The sequence below is a fragment of the Methylobacterium sp. A49B genome (assembly GCF_053346215.1).
Genome location: NZ_JBKFBO010000094.1, coordinates 27,765 through 41,993, shown reverse-complemented (window position 1 = coordinate 41,993; position 14,229 = coordinate 27,765). Strand labels below are relative to the sequence as shown.

Annotated in this window: 15 protein-coding genes; 6 read left to right on the top strand and 9 right to left on the bottom strand. The window is 68.3% G+C overall.

Annotated elements, in window-relative coordinates:
• The first annotated feature begins 51 nt into the window (after positions 1-51).
• A complete protein-coding gene (gene ubiA / locus ACLBX9_RS13560; protein WP_447719297.1) occupies positions 52-999 on the top strand; it encodes a 4-hydroxybenzoate octaprenyltransferase in 948 nt (315 codons plus the stop codon).
• Positions 1,000-1,025: 26 nt separating this feature from the next.
• Here the strand turns inward: ubiA and ACLBX9_RS13555 are convergent, their stop codons facing one another.
• A complete protein-coding gene (locus ACLBX9_RS13555; RefSeq protein WP_447719296.1) occupies positions 1,026-1,481 on the bottom strand; it encodes a DUF6101 family protein in 456 nt (151 codons plus the stop codon).
• 409 nt (positions 1,482-1,890) lie between these two features.
• Between ACLBX9_RS13555 and ACLBX9_RS13550 the strand changes: the two genes are divergently transcribed.
• A complete protein-coding gene (locus tag ACLBX9_RS13550) occupies positions 1,891-2,706 on the top strand; it encodes an inositol monophosphatase family protein (protein WP_447719295.1) in 816 nt (271 codons plus the stop codon).
• A gap of 27 nt (positions 2,707-2,733) precedes the next feature.
• Here the strand turns inward: ACLBX9_RS13550 and ACLBX9_RS13545 are convergent, their stop codons facing one another.
• Both ACLBX9_RS13545 and ACLBX9_RS13540 read right to left on the bottom strand, forming a co-directional pair.
• Positions 2,734-2,970 carry an AsnC family transcriptional regulator gene (locus ACLBX9_RS13545; protein WP_447719294.1) on the bottom strand — a complete coding sequence of 79 codons (237 nt, stop codon included), beginning with the start codon at positions 2,968-2,970 and terminating at the stop codon, positions 2,734-2,736.
• A gap of 235 nt (positions 2,971-3,205) precedes the next feature.
• The gene (locus ACLBX9_RS13540; protein ID WP_010682786.1) at positions 3,206-3,415 is read right to left on the bottom strand and encodes a cold-shock protein; all 210 of its coding nucleotides are present in this window, start codon (positions 3,413-3,415) and stop codon (positions 3,206-3,208) included.
• A 315-nt stretch (positions 3,416-3,730) separates the two neighbouring features.
• Between ACLBX9_RS13540 and ACLBX9_RS13535 the strand changes: the two genes are divergently transcribed.
• Positions 3,731-4,120, top strand: a complete 390-nt coding sequence (locus ACLBX9_RS13535; RefSeq protein ID WP_039892377.1) for a hypothetical protein — start codon at positions 3,731-3,733, stop codon at positions 4,118-4,120.
• Between the two features lie 10 nt (positions 4,121-4,130).
• On the opposite strand, the gene ACLBX9_RS13530 is transcribed toward ACLBX9_RS13535, so the two are convergent.
• Positions 4,131-4,334, bottom strand: coding sequence for a hypothetical protein (locus tag ACLBX9_RS13530; protein WP_010682784.1), 204 nt, complete (start codon positions 4,332-4,334; stop codon positions 4,131-4,133).
• Positions 4,335-4,490: 156 nt separating this feature from the next.
• Here ACLBX9_RS13530 and ACLBX9_RS13525 point away from each other — a divergent pair, with 156 nt between their 5' ends.
• The gene (locus ACLBX9_RS13525; RefSeq protein ID WP_010682783.1) at positions 4,491-5,069 is read left to right on the top strand and encodes a type 1 glutamine amidotransferase domain-containing protein; all 579 of its coding nucleotides are present in this window, start codon (positions 4,491-4,493) and stop codon (positions 5,067-5,069) included.
• A gap of 35 nt (positions 5,070-5,104) precedes the next feature.
• Here the strand turns inward: ACLBX9_RS13525 and ACLBX9_RS13520 are convergent, their stop codons facing one another.
• Together ACLBX9_RS13520 and ACLBX9_RS13515 are read right to left on the bottom strand one after the other, a co-directional pair.
• Entirely contained in the window at positions 5,105-6,760 is a 1,656-nt protein-coding gene (locus ACLBX9_RS13520) for a calcineurin-like phosphoesterase C-terminal domain-containing protein (RefSeq protein ID WP_447719293.1), read from the bottom strand.
• 190 nt (positions 6,761-6,950) lie between these two features.
• A complete protein-coding gene (locus tag ACLBX9_RS13515) occupies positions 6,951-8,249 on the bottom strand; it encodes a L,D-transpeptidase family protein (RefSeq protein WP_010682781.1) in 1,299 nt (432 codons plus the stop codon).
• A 457-nt stretch (positions 8,250-8,706) separates the two neighbouring features.
• On the opposite strand from ACLBX9_RS13515, the gene rcdA reads away from it, so the two are divergent.
• The gene (rcdA, locus tag ACLBX9_RS13510; RefSeq protein WP_447719292.1) at positions 8,707-9,237 is read left to right on the top strand and encodes a protease adaptor protein RcdA; all 531 of its coding nucleotides are present in this window, start codon (positions 8,707-8,709) and stop codon (positions 9,235-9,237) included.
• Between the two features lie 12 nt (positions 9,238-9,249).
• On the opposite strand, the gene ACLBX9_RS13505 is transcribed toward rcdA, so the two are convergent.
• Both ACLBX9_RS13505 and rpmE read right to left on the bottom strand, forming a co-directional pair.
• The gene (locus ACLBX9_RS13505; protein WP_447719291.1) at positions 9,250-10,611 is read right to left on the bottom strand and encodes a diguanylate cyclase domain-containing protein; all 1,362 of its coding nucleotides are present in this window, start codon (positions 10,609-10,611) and stop codon (positions 9,250-9,252) included.
• Positions 10,612-10,917: 306 nt separating this feature from the next.
• Entirely contained in the window at positions 10,918-11,166 is a 249-nt protein-coding gene (rpmE, locus tag ACLBX9_RS13500) for a 50S ribosomal protein L31 (protein ID WP_010682778.1), read from the bottom strand.
• Positions 11,167-11,409: 243 nt separating this feature from the next.
• Here rpmE and ACLBX9_RS13495 point away from each other — a divergent pair, with 243 nt between their 5' ends.
• Positions 11,410-13,251, top strand: coding sequence for an ABC transporter transmembrane domain-containing protein (locus ACLBX9_RS13495; RefSeq protein ID WP_447719290.1), 1,842 nt, complete (start codon positions 11,410-11,412; stop codon positions 13,249-13,251).
• A gap of 288 nt (positions 13,252-13,539) precedes the next feature.
• Here ACLBX9_RS13495 and ACLBX9_RS13490 read toward each other — a convergent pair whose 3' ends face one another.
• Complete coding sequence (locus ACLBX9_RS13490; RefSeq protein WP_447719289.1) at positions 13,540-14,004, bottom strand: methyl-accepting chemotaxis protein; 465 nt, start codon at positions 14,002-14,004, stop codon at positions 13,540-13,542.
• Between the last annotated feature and the right edge of the window lie 225 nt (positions 14,005-14,229).

Below are 14,229 nucleotides of genomic sequence, written 5' to 3'. Positions count from 1 at the left end.
CTCTTCGACGGGGAGCGGGGCAGACGTGCGGGACGACCGGAGATCCGACCGATGAGCGGCACGGCGATCGACGACGGGCGGCCGGCCGACGCCGTATCCGGGCACTGGGTCGACCGGTTCGCTCCGCGCTCCTGGCGGCCGTACCTGAGGCTCGCGCGCATCGACAGGCCGATCGGCTGGTGGCTGCTTCTCCTGCCCTGCTGGTGGTCGTCTGCGCTTGCGGCGATCCGGGCGGAGCAGCCCTTCCCCGATCCCTGGCACTGCCTCCTGTTCCTGATCGGGGCGGTGGCGATGCGCGGCGCGGGCTCGACCTACAACGACCTCGCCGACCGCGACCTCGACGCGCAGGTCGAGCGGACCCGCCAGCGCCCCCTCCCCTCCGGACAGGTGCGGCCGCGCCACGCCGCCCTCTTCCTCGTGGTCCAGGCCCTGGTGGGACTCGCGGTGCTCCTGCAGTTCAACGGGGACGCGATCCTGGTCGGGCTGTGCTCGCTGGTACCGGTGGCGATCTACCCGTTCATGAAGCGCATCATGCCGCTGCCGCAGGCGGTCCTGGGCCTGGCCTTTGCCTGGGGGGCGCTGATGGGCTGGGCGGCGGTGTTCGCTCGCCTCGATGCGCCGGCCCTGCTGCTTTACGCGGGTGCGCTGTGCTGGGTGATCGGATACGACACGATCTACGCCGTGCAGGACATCGAAGACGACGAGATCGCCGGGATCCGCTCCTCGGCCCGCCTGTTCGGCCGGCATGTCAAACTGGCGGTCGGCACCTGCTACGCCCTCGCGGCGATCCTGGTGCTGCTGGCGGCCCGGGGGGCCGGGGCGGGCGTCGTCGGCTACCTGGGCGTCGCGGCCTTTGCGGCCCATCTCGCCTGGCAGGCCCTGTCGCTGCGGGACCGGGACGGACGCGGGGCGCTGACACTGTTCCGCTCGAACCGGGATGCGGGACTCATTCTGTTCGCGGGTCTGGCCACGGACGCGCTTTTGCGCGGGCTCTCCTGACCGCGTTCCTGACTATCCTGGCGGCTTCAGTTGCGGGCGATGATCTCGTTCTCACCGCGGTGGATCTGCGGACGCGCCGGCAGGCGGCCAGTCTTGCGCCGGGTGAGGAAGCGAGGGCGACGGCGCCCGAGGCCGGCATGACGCCGCCGCATGCGCACCTGCCCGAGAACCAGACGCCCGATCTGCTGGCAGACTGGAACGAGGGCCCCGTCCTCCCGGACGATCATCCGCACGAGGCCGGCGCGGGCCGCGATGTCCCGCCACACCGCCACCACGTCGTCCTCGTCGAAGCTGCCGAGGCGCTGCACTTCGTCGCCCTCGGCATCGACCATGATCAGGCTGAACCGGTCGGCCCCGGTGATCTCCGCATCCTCGGCCGCGTAGGCAAGGGCGACGCCGGCGGCCCGGCGGGCGCCGGGGATCCGGCCGACCACGAGCAGCGGGGAGGCGGTGAAGCAGAGCGCGCCTTCTGCACCAAGCATCAAGTGTCCTGCGCGAGGTTCGTCCGTGATCGGGGAAGTGTTCATCTGTCCGAGTCCCTGGAGCAAGTGGCGACCCCTGTCGGGCCGTCCGTTATGCCAAGCAAAATCGCACCCGAACTCCTCCGCACCGCTTAAGAGCCGTCGTTAAGCGAATCTGGACGGCGCTGTCATTTGCGGAATGCTCAATGCTTCCTTGAATGCTCAACACTTCCTTGCTCAGATCGATCATTATCGATCGATCAACCCAGACTCCTTGTGGCGCTGCGGGCGGCACCGTACAACGGGATGACCGCCCGCGATCCGTGCGACCGCCCGGTCTCCCCAGCCCGAGCGGGCCCGGTCGTCCGAGCCGACGGACGGACGGCGCAACGAGGCCCGCGCGGGCCTGACGGATTCCACGCGGAGCGCGATGCCGGACCTTCTCACCGACTCGGACGTGTCTGCCCTGATGCCGGAGCTGCGCGCCGTGATGCGCGAGGCCGCCGACATCGCGCGGCCGTTCTTCAGGCTCGGCGGACAGACCTCGGCACGCATCTGGTCGAAGGCCGGCGGCTCGCCGGTGACAGAGGCCGACGTCGCGGTCGATGCCTTCCTGAAGGTTCGTCTCAGCGCCCTCGTGCCGCAGGCGGCCTGGCTGTCCGAGGAAACTGCCGACGATCCGGCGCGGATCGGGCACGATCTCGTCTGGATCGTCGATCCGATCGACGGGACCCGGGCCTTCCTGTCGGGGCATCCCGATTGGTCGATCGCGGTGGCGCTGCTCGCCGGCGGCCAGCCGCTGATCGGCTTCGTCCACGCGCCGGTGGGCGACGCGGATTACGAGGCCGTGCGCGGGCGCGGCGCGACCCGGAACGGCGAGACGATCCGGGTCGATGCCCGGCAGAGCCTCGCGGGTGCCCGGATCACCGGTCCCAAGCCGATGCTCGACCGGCTGACCCGGGGTGCCGGATCAGATCCTGATTTCGAGGTGATCACGCGGATCCCGTCCCTCGCCCTCCGTCTCGCCCGGGTGGCGGAGGGAACCGTGGATATCGGAATGATTTCGGGCCATGCCCGGGATTGGGATCTCGCCGCCGCAGACTTGGTCCTGCGCGAAGCGGGCGGGATCGTGTGCGGGTTCGACGGCGAGGCGACCCGCTATAATCGTCCCGATCCGGTTCACGGCGAGTTGCTCGCCGCGTCCACGGCCCTCCGCGATCCGGTTCTGACGGCCTGGGGCCGCTGAGATGGCTTCAGGACGACCCGGCGGTGTTCAGGCCGCCGTCGCGTCGCGGAGCTTCACCGCGGCGGGCGCGAGTCCGAGCCGCTCGGCGAGATGCCAGTGAAGTTCCCGCGGAGAGTGGTAGTTGTAGGACCGGTCGATCATGTGGCTCATGTCGACACCGGTCTGATCTGCGGTCTTGGCCCGTGCGAGCTTGCCGACCCGGAAGGTCGGCGCATCGGTGACGGGAGAGCGGACGCCGCGGCGCCGCGTGTATTCGAACAACATAGGTAAAGTCTTTTCTTTTCTGAACCGGACGTTCGTGCCGTCCGGCGTCGTTTCTAGGATATTGCCTCCGGCGCAACCGACCCCAGACGATGTCGCCCGCGGGGAAGCGTCGGAAGGGGGAACCGCTTCAAGCGGCCGGTTCAGGACCCCGTTCGGGTCTTCCGCTTCGGAAGACGCCCTCCATGCACGGCGGCACAGCGGGCGTCCCGTGGGGCCCTTCAGACCTGAAGGTCGGTCACGCCGCCTGCAGGTTGCCGGCAGCGTCCTTGCCGCTGCGCTTGTCGGTGAGGATCTCGTAAGTGATCCGCTGACCTTCGATCAGGTTGCGCATCCCGGCGCGCTCGACGGCCGAGATGTGAACGAACACGTCCTTGCCGCCGTCGTCGGGCTGGATGAAACCGTAGCCCTTAGTCTCGTTGAACCACTTCACAGTGCCGGTATTCACGTAGTGTACCTCATTCGTCCATAGGCCATCCGCGCGGCACGAGGGCCGCGTGATGCACCACGGTCTTTCTGGATTTGGCCAGTGTGGCGGGGCGCGAGGCGCTGAACCTGAAGAGCGTCAGCCTCGGTGGGGAAGCCCCCCGGGACCTATTTAGGCGCAGGCTGCGGCCGCAACAAGGCGTCGGCGGCGTATCATTGGCGTCGCATGCGCGCGGCGCGGCGCGGCCGGAGCGCGGCGCCCCCTGTGATTTTCGGCCTTCACGATGCATATACGGAATGCGCTCAAACAGTTACGGCGCGTGGCTCTGGACGATACATGGCAGGCATTTCGGTCTCGCTGGACGGTGCGAACATCCAGCTCTCCTTCCAGAAGGACGATCAGGCGACGGCGGTGGTGATGGATGCCCGCGCCGCGCGCGCGCTCGTGCGCGCCGTGGGTCAGCTCCTCACGGCGATCGACGACACCGACGAGCCCGATATGCCGGACGAGATGGGCGACGAGGAGATCGCGATGCTCGACGTGACGTCCTCGGCGATCGAGATCGGGACAGACGATGAGGGACAGGCCGTCGTCGCCCTGCAGGCTGGCGCCCTGCCACCGTTCCAGTTGCGGCTGACGGACGAAGAGGCCCGTCACGTGGTGACGAGCCTCTCCGAAATCCTCAACGCGCCGCGCGACGTCCGCACATCGCACGGCGGGCACTGACAGACAAAGATTACATCCGCGTTCCCGGATCGGTCGGCGTACCCGGGAAGATGTCGGGCTCGGAGCCCGGACCGCCCGGTTCGCCGATGCCGGGATCGTTCACCGGATAGGGTGTGCGCGGGCCCGTCGGGCCGATGTCCGGCTCTTCATCGGGCGGCGTGGGCGGGGGCGGCAGGTCTCCGGGCGTAGGCTCGGGAAGGCCGGGATTGGCCATGACGCGACTCCTGATGGGTGGGGATACGGACCAACAAACCGCGCCTTTCGGGGTTCCGCGAACTGAACCGCGGCGCGGCAACATCCAACGCGCGTCGGGCGGAACGGCGCGATCCACCTCCCGTTAGCCGGGCAGACCGCAACACGGAGCCCTGCCATGCCCGACATCCGCCAAGCCAAGATCCTGATCCTCGCCACCGACGGCTTCGAGGAGAGCGAACTCATCGTTCCGCAATCCAAGCTGTCCGCGGCGGGGGCCAAGGTCACCGTGGCGGCCCCGCAATCACGCCAGAGCAAGGGCACGATCCGCGGCTGGGACAAGACCGACTGGGGCAAGGAGGTCGGGGTGGACACCGACTTGGAGCAGGTCGATCCGTCGGCCTACGACGCGCTGGTGCTGCCCGGCGGTCAGATCAATCCGGACAAGCTGCGCCTCGAGCCCGAGGCTCTCGCCGTCATCAGAAGTTTCCTGACCTCCGGCAAGGTGGTGGCCGCGATCTGCCACGCGCCTTGGCTGCTCATCGAGGCCGGCGCGGCCAAGGGCCGCGACCTGACGTCGTTCAGTTCGATCCGCACCGACGTGATTAACGCGGGCGGACGCTGGCACGACAAGGAGGTCGTCACCGACCAAGGCATCGTCACCAGCCGCAATCCCGGCGACCTCGACGCCTTCTGCGCGAAGGTTATCGAGGAAATCCAGGAAGGCGGCCACGGCGCACGCCAGCTGGCGGCCTGACCGTCAGGGCGCGGGCGCCGCTCGGCGCCCGTGCGTCAGCCGCGTGCGCCCGCCACCTCCAGCACGGCGCAGCCGCGGATCGGGCGGCCGTACTCGTCGGTCCCCTCGACCGTGACGCGGTGGACGCCCGGCGCGAGGTCATCCGGCAGCCGCGCCGTCCAGATGTGGGTCGAGGGTATCGCCTGGACCCAACTCTTCTTCGTCTCCGGATAGCGCTGGAAAAGCTCGGTGACGAAGGGATCGAGGCGGCGGGTGCGGGCCAGCGGCTGCGGGGCGCGGTCGCCGATCCGGGCCGAGAGCTGCGTCCGCGGGCCGCCGTCGAACACGTTGACCACCAGCGTCGTGTCGGCCAGCGCGTCCTGGGCGATGGGCGGCCGGAGGCCCTGCATCGGCCGGGTGTGACGGATCACCTCGACCGCGCCGGCCCGCGCCTCGCTCTCGAACAGGATGCGCATCGTCCCGTCCGGCTGACCCTGCGCCGGGACGTAGCGCGTGGTGTAGTCGGCGCCCCGGACCGACAGCACGTGGAAGCCGTTGGGCGTGCCGTCGCGACTGTCGGCCGAGGGGATGCCTGTGCGCGTGTCGGGCCCGCTCCACCACGAGCCTGAGACCGCCGTGAGGACGTGGTGGTGGTGTCCCTCGGCCGGGTAGTGATGCTCGGTGGTGTGGGTGTGTCCCGCGAGGCTCAACACCTTGCGCCCCGCCAGCAGGTCGAGGAGCGCGGCCCGATCGGTCGTCGTCCCGTGCGGGTCGTCAGGCGTCGTGTCGGTGAAGAGCGGGATGTGCATGGCGAGTACGATCAGGTCGTCTCGCGGGATCTCGGCGAGCAGATTGCCGAGGAAGGCGAGGCCGCGCTCGCCGATACGCCCGCGATAGGTGTTGGCGCCGAGCGGGACCGGTGGACCCAGCCACTCGACGTTGTCGAGCAGGACGAACCATGCCCGCCCCTGCCGGAACGCGTAGGTGGGCGACCCGAAGACCCGCTTCCACGTCTCGCGGCTGTAGCGGGCATCCGGCGCCTGCATGTTGAGGTCGTGGTTGCCCGGCAGGCTGTACCAGGGCTGGCCGATCTGGCCGACGATGCGGTTCGACCGTCCATAGAGCGACAGGTCGTCGAACAGCACGTCGCCGGTGGTCAGGCCGAAGGCCGCCGGGATCGCCATCGCGCGGGCGACCGCCGTATCGCGCACGTGATCGAGTTCGGAGCGGCTCTCGGGCTGCGGATCGGTGAACAGGAGAACGTCGTAATCTGCGGGCTCGTCGATCCGCGTCAGGGTGAAGTCGAGCGAGGCCGGCAGCTTTCCGGTGGGGGCGACGCCCCCGTAGCGAAGGCCGAGTTCGGCCGGCGTGCCGCCGGGCTGGTAAATGTAGGTGTGGCGCGGAACGTTGTCGGCGTCGCGGGGCAGAGCGTAGCCGGGCGGCTTGATCACGAAGATCGCGCCGTCGCCCTGCAGCGGCAGGCGGTAGCGACCCTGGTCGTCGGTGCGCGCGACCTCGCGCCCGTTTGAGATCAGCACTCCTGGCAGGGGAGTCCGCGCGGTACTGCCCGCCTCCGCGGCGAAGACGATGCCGGTGGCCTGCCCCGCCTCCTGCGCGACGCCGCGAGCCGAGACCAGCCCCAGTCCGGCGAGGCCAGCGACGGTCGCCCGGCGGGTCAGACGTGCGTCGCCGATTTGTGGTTCTCGCGACATGGGCGGGCTCCTGCTCGACATCCGGACCGATCGCCTGCGGGGTCTCTTGTCGATGCGGCGGCGACGATCCCAGCGGCCAAGCAGAGGTGTTTGACCGCCGGATGACACGAGCGCCTGAAACGCGAGAGGCCCGCACCTCGGCGGGAGGTACGGGCCTCGGGACCTTCGCGTTCGCGGGTCTGAGGCGGGATTACTCCTCGTCGCCGGGCTCGAAGGTCTGCGGCATCGGCTCGGCGCTGGCGACAGGCGTCGGAGCGCCGATGGTGGAGGGCACGTTCACCCCGTCGCGCTTGTAGATGTCGTCACGGAATTGCACGAGGCCGTCTGGGGTCGACCAGGCGGTGATGTAGGTCCAGTAGACCGGCACCGGCTGGGCGATGTTGGCGTCGACGCGCTTGCCGCTCTCGATCGCCTCCTCGACCTTCTGGCGATCCCAGCCGGGCGTATCCTTCAGGAGCCACGTGATGTACTCGCGCACGTTCTGGACGCGGACGCAGCCCGAGGAGATGAAGCGGAAGTCGTCGCCGAACACGCCCTTGGTGTTGGTGTCGTGCATGAAGACGCCGTAGGGATTCGGGATGTTGATGCGCACGATGCCCATCGAGTTGAAGTCGGCGCCCGAATCCTGCCGGTAGGTGAACCGGGTGCCCTCGTCGGAGAACCAGTTCACAGACTTCGGCGAGATCTCGGAGCCGTTCGACAGGATCCGGATCTTGTTGTCCGTGAGGTAGTTCGGATCCTTCTGCATCTTCGGGATCAGGTCCTTCTTCACGATGGAAGCCGGGACCGTCCAGGTGGGGTTGAAATTGATCTGCGTCGCCTTGGTGTTCATGATCGGCGACTGCCGGTCGATCTTGCCCACGCCCGCGGCGTGAAGGGTGACGACCTGACCGTTCTCCACCGTCTCGACCAGAGCGGCCGGGATATTGGTGATCACGAAGCGCCGGCCGAGATCGCCCGAGTAGGAGCGCAGGCGGACGACGTTGGTCTCGAGCTGGCGCAGCCGCACGTCGGCGGGCACGTTCATGGCCTGCTGGGTGGCGAGGCTCATCGTGCCGGTCTGGCTGAGGCCGTGGCGGGCCTGGAAGCGCTTCACGCCGGCCGCGACATAGGAATCGTAGACGCCCGAACCGCCGGCCGCCTGATCGAGGTCGCCGGTGACGATGAGGCGCTGGCGGATCGCCGCCACGGCCGGGCCGCGCGAACCGACCCGCAGGTGATCGGCGCCGGAGACCGGGCGCCAGCCGCCGCGGGCCACGATGTCCTTGTAGCGCTCGACCATCTGCTCGGTCGCCGCCACGGTCTGGGGCGAGAGGATCGGAACCGTCTCGCGCTGCACCTGCATCCCGGCGGGCGAGGCGTAGTCCTGCGCCCACTCGGCCTGGGCGTAGTTGCCCTGCTCGCGGGCTTCGGCTGCGCCGAGGCCGAGCGCCCCGAGGGCGGCGACGCTCAACAGCGCGGTGAACCGGTTTTGTGCCTTCATGCGCATCGGTCGCTGGCTCTGGTCCGGAGTTCGTCAGGTCGTGACGGGAGCGGATTGTCTCGTGCGCCACGGTGTCGGGATGGCGTTAAGAGTCCCTATCGAAGGGGCCGGATTGTGGCATCGGGGTGCGCAAGCGCACGCTCCGGCCCGATGCGGCAACCGAGCAACATGCACGAACCCGCGCCTGTGGCGCTGATGCCATAGCGTCCCTTGAAACCAACCGGATGCGGTCGCTGGCCGGCGATGATGCGGCCTGTCTCTGTGCCGGCGGCGGCGTGGTCGCGAGCGCTGACGCGCGATTATGGCGGCCTTATTGGCGTCTGACGGCTCATTAAGGTTAAGAAAGGATGAACCCTGATGTTGCCGCCGATCGGCGCTAGGATTGCTGCGTCGTCGGACAGTCAAGGACGCAGCGTCCCAGATCCGGACGGACCGGGCCGTCGGACGGCACAGGAGAGGCAGGATGAACGGCTTCGATGTCACGTTCCGGGACGACCGGGACTGGGTGGATTTCGGCAAGTCCTACGTCAATTCGGATGCCTTCAAGACGCTGTTCCGCGAGGGGATGACGCTCGTCGAGGAGACGGCGGCCTACCTCGACGGCGAGGGTCGCGACGAATCCCGCCTGATCTCCCGCGATGCGACCTTGAGCTACGCCGCCGAGAGCATGCGCCTCACCACCCTGCTGATGCAGATCGCCTCCTGGCTACTCGTGCAGCGCGCCGTGGCCGAAGGTGAGATGACGCCGGCCGAAGCGCTGCTTGAGAAGCATCGAGTCAAGCTCGGCAGCGGCGAGCCGTCGAAGCCGAACGATTTCAACCAGCTGCCGGTCCGCCTGCAGCAGTTGATCCTGCGGGCGCGGCGCCTCCACACACGAATCCTGCATCTCGATTCGCTGATCGCCGAGGATCGTCCGACGCCGGCTCCGGTGGAGAGCCCGGTGGCCCAGCAGCAGGGTCTTCTGCGGATGGCCTTCCGGATGAGCGAGGGCTGACGGCTTCGACGCTCAGCCGGCGAATCGGAAGGTGTTTCGGCCCTCCGCCTTCGCACTGTACAGGGCACGATCCGCGCTGTTGTAGAGGCTCAGGGGATCCGCGCCACAGGCTGGGGCCAGGGCAATCCCGATGCTGAGGCCGACGGACAGTCGACGCCCGTCGATGTCGAGCGGCCGCTGCACGGCGGCGATCAGGCGCTCAGCGAGCACAGCGGCGCTGTCGGGCTGATTGGCCTCGGTCTGGATGATCACGAACTCGTCACCGCCGATCCGGGCCAACGTGTCTTCCAGGCGGATCGCGGTACGGAAGCGGTCGGCGACGATCCGGAGCAGCTCGTCCCCGATCAGATGTCCGTGGGTGTCGTTCACGGCCTTGAACCGGTCGAGATCCAGGCAGAAGAGCGCGAAGGCGGCGCCGCGCCGACGGATCCGGGCGAACTCCTCTTGGAGACGCGTGTCGAACAGCGCACGGTTGGCGAGCCCTGTGAGGGGATCGTGGCAGGCCATATGGGCGATCTTCGCCTCCGCCTCCTTGCGAGCGGTGATGTCCAGGCTCAGGCCAACGACCTCGGTCGCGGTTCCAGCGGAATCAGTCTCCACCTGCCCTAATCCGGCGATCCAGCGCACCCCGCCATTCGGCAGAAGGACGCGGAAGTCCGTCACGAATTTCGTCCGCGCCGCGATGGCTGCCTGTAGGTCGAAGAGGGTCCGATCCGCGTCTTCGGGATGGACGCGGGGACGCCAATCCCGCTCGACGTCGATCTCGATGGCTCGATCCCCGAACCCGTTATGGCGCGCCATGCGTTCCGACAGCTGAGCCCGCCCGGTCCGGACGCAATAGCGCCACGTGCCGGCATCGGCGGCCTGCAGGGCAAGATCGAGGAGCAATGTCTTCTCGGCAAGCTGCTCGTTGGCGACGCGCAGTTCAGTCTCGCGCTGTAGTTCGAGGCGAAGTCTCCGCTCGGTTTTGGCCAGCGCTGCGTTGGCAGCCGCCGCTCGCTGCACCCGGTCGATGAGGATCAGGTTGATGCCCACGACGGCGCCGTAAAGCCCCAGGGCGACGGCGGCCGACGATCCCCCCGTCGCCGGAAGGTTGGACGGCAGCACGAAGTGCCACGCAGCCAGACCGGACAGGAGCGCCGAGACGATCGCAGGACCGAGCCCGCAGAAATAGGCGGTCAGGATCACGGCCGGGTAGAATGTGATGAACGGAAGGCCGGGCTGTACGACGGCGCGTGCCACCAGCGCCGTGAGGACCGCCGCGACGGCAATCGGATAGGCGTAGCGCGGCGCCCTTATGGCCGGCCTCCGGATCGACATGCGGTGCTCGACGTCGGTGCGGTCGACATTGCCAGTCGACGGACCTCCGCTCATGGCCTCAACCGTCCCTCGACATCCGGAAACCAGACACGGCGGAGACGACATGCCGCGCCGCACGTCGCATGCACGGCTTCAATACAAGTTCATGATGAGAAAAGCATTAAGACCTAAGTCTGAACGCATATAACAACTCAAAATAGCATATCACCGGCAGCAAAACTTCTGCGACTATCGGAACCTCTTACCATGCCGGCCAGGACATCTTGTAGATGTCGGTTAGGCCGTACAAACGAGAACGGGCGGCCTCGCCAGGAGACCGCCCGCCAAAACGCCGCCCATCGCGGCAAAATCATCGTGTGCTCAGCGCTTGCCGAGGTTGCCGAACCGCGAGTTGAAGCGCGAGACGCGGCCGCCGCGATCGAGCATCTTCTGCTCGCCGCCCGTCCAGGCCGGGTGGGTGAGCGGATCGATGTCGAGGTTGAGGGTGTCACCCTCTTTCCCGTAGGTCGAACGGGTCCGGTACTCGGTACCGTCCGTCATCACGACCTTGATGAAGTGGTAGTCGGGGTGCTCGGTCCCCTTGGCCTTCGCGGCCGCGTCCTTCGCCATGACCTGTGGTCCCTGATCTGGCACGCCGGCGGGAAGCGCAGGAGGCGCCGCCCGGCCCGGAATGCGGAAGATATCACCGGTTGCAACGAACCATGGGTTCGTGGCAACGGCACGTCCAAGCCGACCGTGGTGGCGGCCCGCGGCCATTGAACACACGCAATCGGATGAGCGGCGGCGTATACCGCAGGCTCTCTCCGGTCACAAGCGCCGCGGACCGGAAGATCGACTGACACGTGAGGCGTGATGGCTCGTAAGAACAAGGCCACCGAAGGCCGCCCAAAAGCCCCGCTGAGCGCGCTCCGGCCGCTGCTTCCGTTCGCGCTGCGCTACCGCGGCCGGATCGTCGCCGGACTGATTGCCCTCATCTGTGCCTCGGCTTCGACGCTCGTCGTGCCGATCGCCATGCGCAGAGTGATCGACCACGGCTTCACAGCCGATGGCTCCGAAGTGATCGACGCCTACTTCCTGGCGCTCCTCGGCGTCGTGGCGGCCTTCGCCCTGTCGAGCGCGGCCCGCGTCTACACCGTGGTGACCCTGGGCGAGCGCGTGGTGGCCGACCTGCGCAGCGCCGTCTTCGCAAGGTTGACGATCTTGGATCCCGCCTTCTTCGACCGCGCGCAGTCTGGCGAGATCGTCTCCCGGCTCACCGCGGACGCTACGCAGATCAAGTCCGCCTTCGGCGTCTCGGTCTCGATCCTGCTGCGCAACCTGTTCCTCTTCGTGGGCGCCACCGCCATGATGGTGATCACGAGCCCGCGCCTCTCCGTGATGGTGCTTGCGGCGATCCCCGTGATCGTCTTCCCGCTGATCGTCTCCGGCCGCGGGGTCCGCCGCCGCTCCAGGGCCGCGCAGGATCGCTTGGCCGACGCCTCCGCGTACGCCGCCGAGGCGGTCGGGGCCGTGCGGATCATGCAGGCCTTCGGGCGCTCGGCCAGCACGGCCGCCCGCTTCGCCGCCACCTCCGAGGATGCCTACGCGGCCGCCCGCGATTCGGTCCGGGCGCGGGCGCTGCTCACGGGCGTGGCGATCTTCCTGATTTCCGCCTCGGTGGTCGGGGTGATGTGGTACGGGGCGCAGGGTGTCCTGAACCACACCATGACCGGCGGCGAGCTTTCGCAATTCGTGCTCTACGCGGTCTTCGGCGCCGGGGCGCTCGGCCAGCTCTCCGAGGTCTACGGCGATCTCGCCATGTCGGCTGGGGCGGCTGAGCGGCTGACCGAAATCCTCGCCGCGGAGCCAGCGATCCAGGCCCCATTGCCGGCGCTTCCGCTGCCCGAACCCGCCCGCGGCGCGGTGGACTTCGAGGCCGTGCGCTTCACCTATCCGACGCGGCCCGGGCATGCTGCCCTCGACGGCCTCAGCTTCGCGGCCGCGCCCGGCGAACGCATCGCCCTCGTCGGCCCCTCCGGAGCCGGCAAGTCGACCGTCTTCCAGCTGCTGCTGCGCTTCTACGACCCGCAGGGCGGCCGGATCCTGGTGGACGGCGCCGACATCGTGAAGGTTGACCCGGAGCGCCTCCGCGCCCGTATCGCCCTGGTCCCCCAGGATCCGGTGGTGTTCTCCGGGAGCGTCAGCGAGAACATCCGCTACGGCCGCCCCGAGGCGGGCGAGGCGGACGTGCGGCGCGCCGCCGAACTCGCGAACGCGCATGGCTTCATCACGGCACTGCCGCAGGGCTACGCGACCCAGGTCGGCGAGCGCGGCGTGACACTGTCGGGCGGCCAGCGCCAGCGCATCGCCATCGCCCGGGCGATCCTCAAGGATGCGCCGATCCTGCTCCTCGACGAGGCCACCTCGGCGCTCGACGCGGAATCGGAGCGCGCCGTGCAGGCGGCCCTCGACACGCTGATGCAGGGCCGCACCACCCTGGTGATCGCCCACCGACTCGCGACGATCCGCGCGGCGGACCGGATCCTCGTCCTCGACGACGGCCGCATCGTCGAGACCGGGACCCACGAAAGCCTGCTGACACAAGGTGCGCTCTACGCGCAGCTCGCGAACCTGCAGTTCACCGATGCTCTGGACGAGACCGCCCGCGGCAAGGAACCCCGCGCCCGCGGCGAGCGGTTGCCGGCCGGGGAGTAGGCAGAGACGGGCCCTCCCGCCGCGGTATGAACTGCCGCCCTGCCGACGCGCGACCGCGCGCGGCACCCGCTGGGTTGGCGCGCCAGGAGCGTAGGCTGGTCGGCCCGACCGACGATGAGGGTCTTTGCGGGCCTGCTCCACGACGTGCGCGCCGGACGCTGTCGGCCGGGCACGGCGGTGCCGCTCCTGATCGCCGGAATAACGTCCGGAATCTCTTCTTAAAGGGCGGCACTGGCGGGCTGACCGGGGCCACACCGCTTGGGTGGCGCGGCCGAAAAGTGAAGGGACTTAGACCGCGACGCTATTCGCGCGTCCGCGCCGCTCCGCAGCAAATGCGTCCTGCGCCCGCTCGGCGGCAGCCTGAATTTGGCCGACCTGCGAAACCAGCGTGTCGGTGGCCCGCGCCATCTGCCGGGCCAGGCTTCGCACATCGGCGGCGGCCGCCGCGAAGCCCCGTCCCGCCGCACCGTCGTGGGTCGATTCGATCGAGGCCCTGAGCGCCATCAGGCTCGTCTGGCTGGCGATCGCGGCCAACAGGCCGGTCACGTCCTCCGCACAGCCGGCATTTGAGACGACGGCATCCGGCCTGCGCGTCATCAGATGGGCCAACCCATCCTCGAAGACCTGCATCGCAGCCGCGATGGCGCCGGCCTCGTAGCCCGGAGCACCCTCGACTAGGACCGCCGCCGTCGGCGTGCCCGAAGAGAACGTCTCCGCTTCGTCGGGACGTGCAGACCTGTTGAGACTCGACATCGAGGGCATCCTCCGCGGGATGCCAGCACCATGCTGAGCCATGGATAACGAAGCGTTAATTCAACACAGACCCGAGATCCACGCCATGCTTCGAAGGTCTTTCTTCTCAATCAGTCTTGATCGGAGCCCGCCGCATCTGAAAAGATCAGCCTTCAAGTCAAAATGATCCGGCTTCGACCCATAATTCATGCAAATTGCGTCGCGACAGGCAGATCAATATTCGCA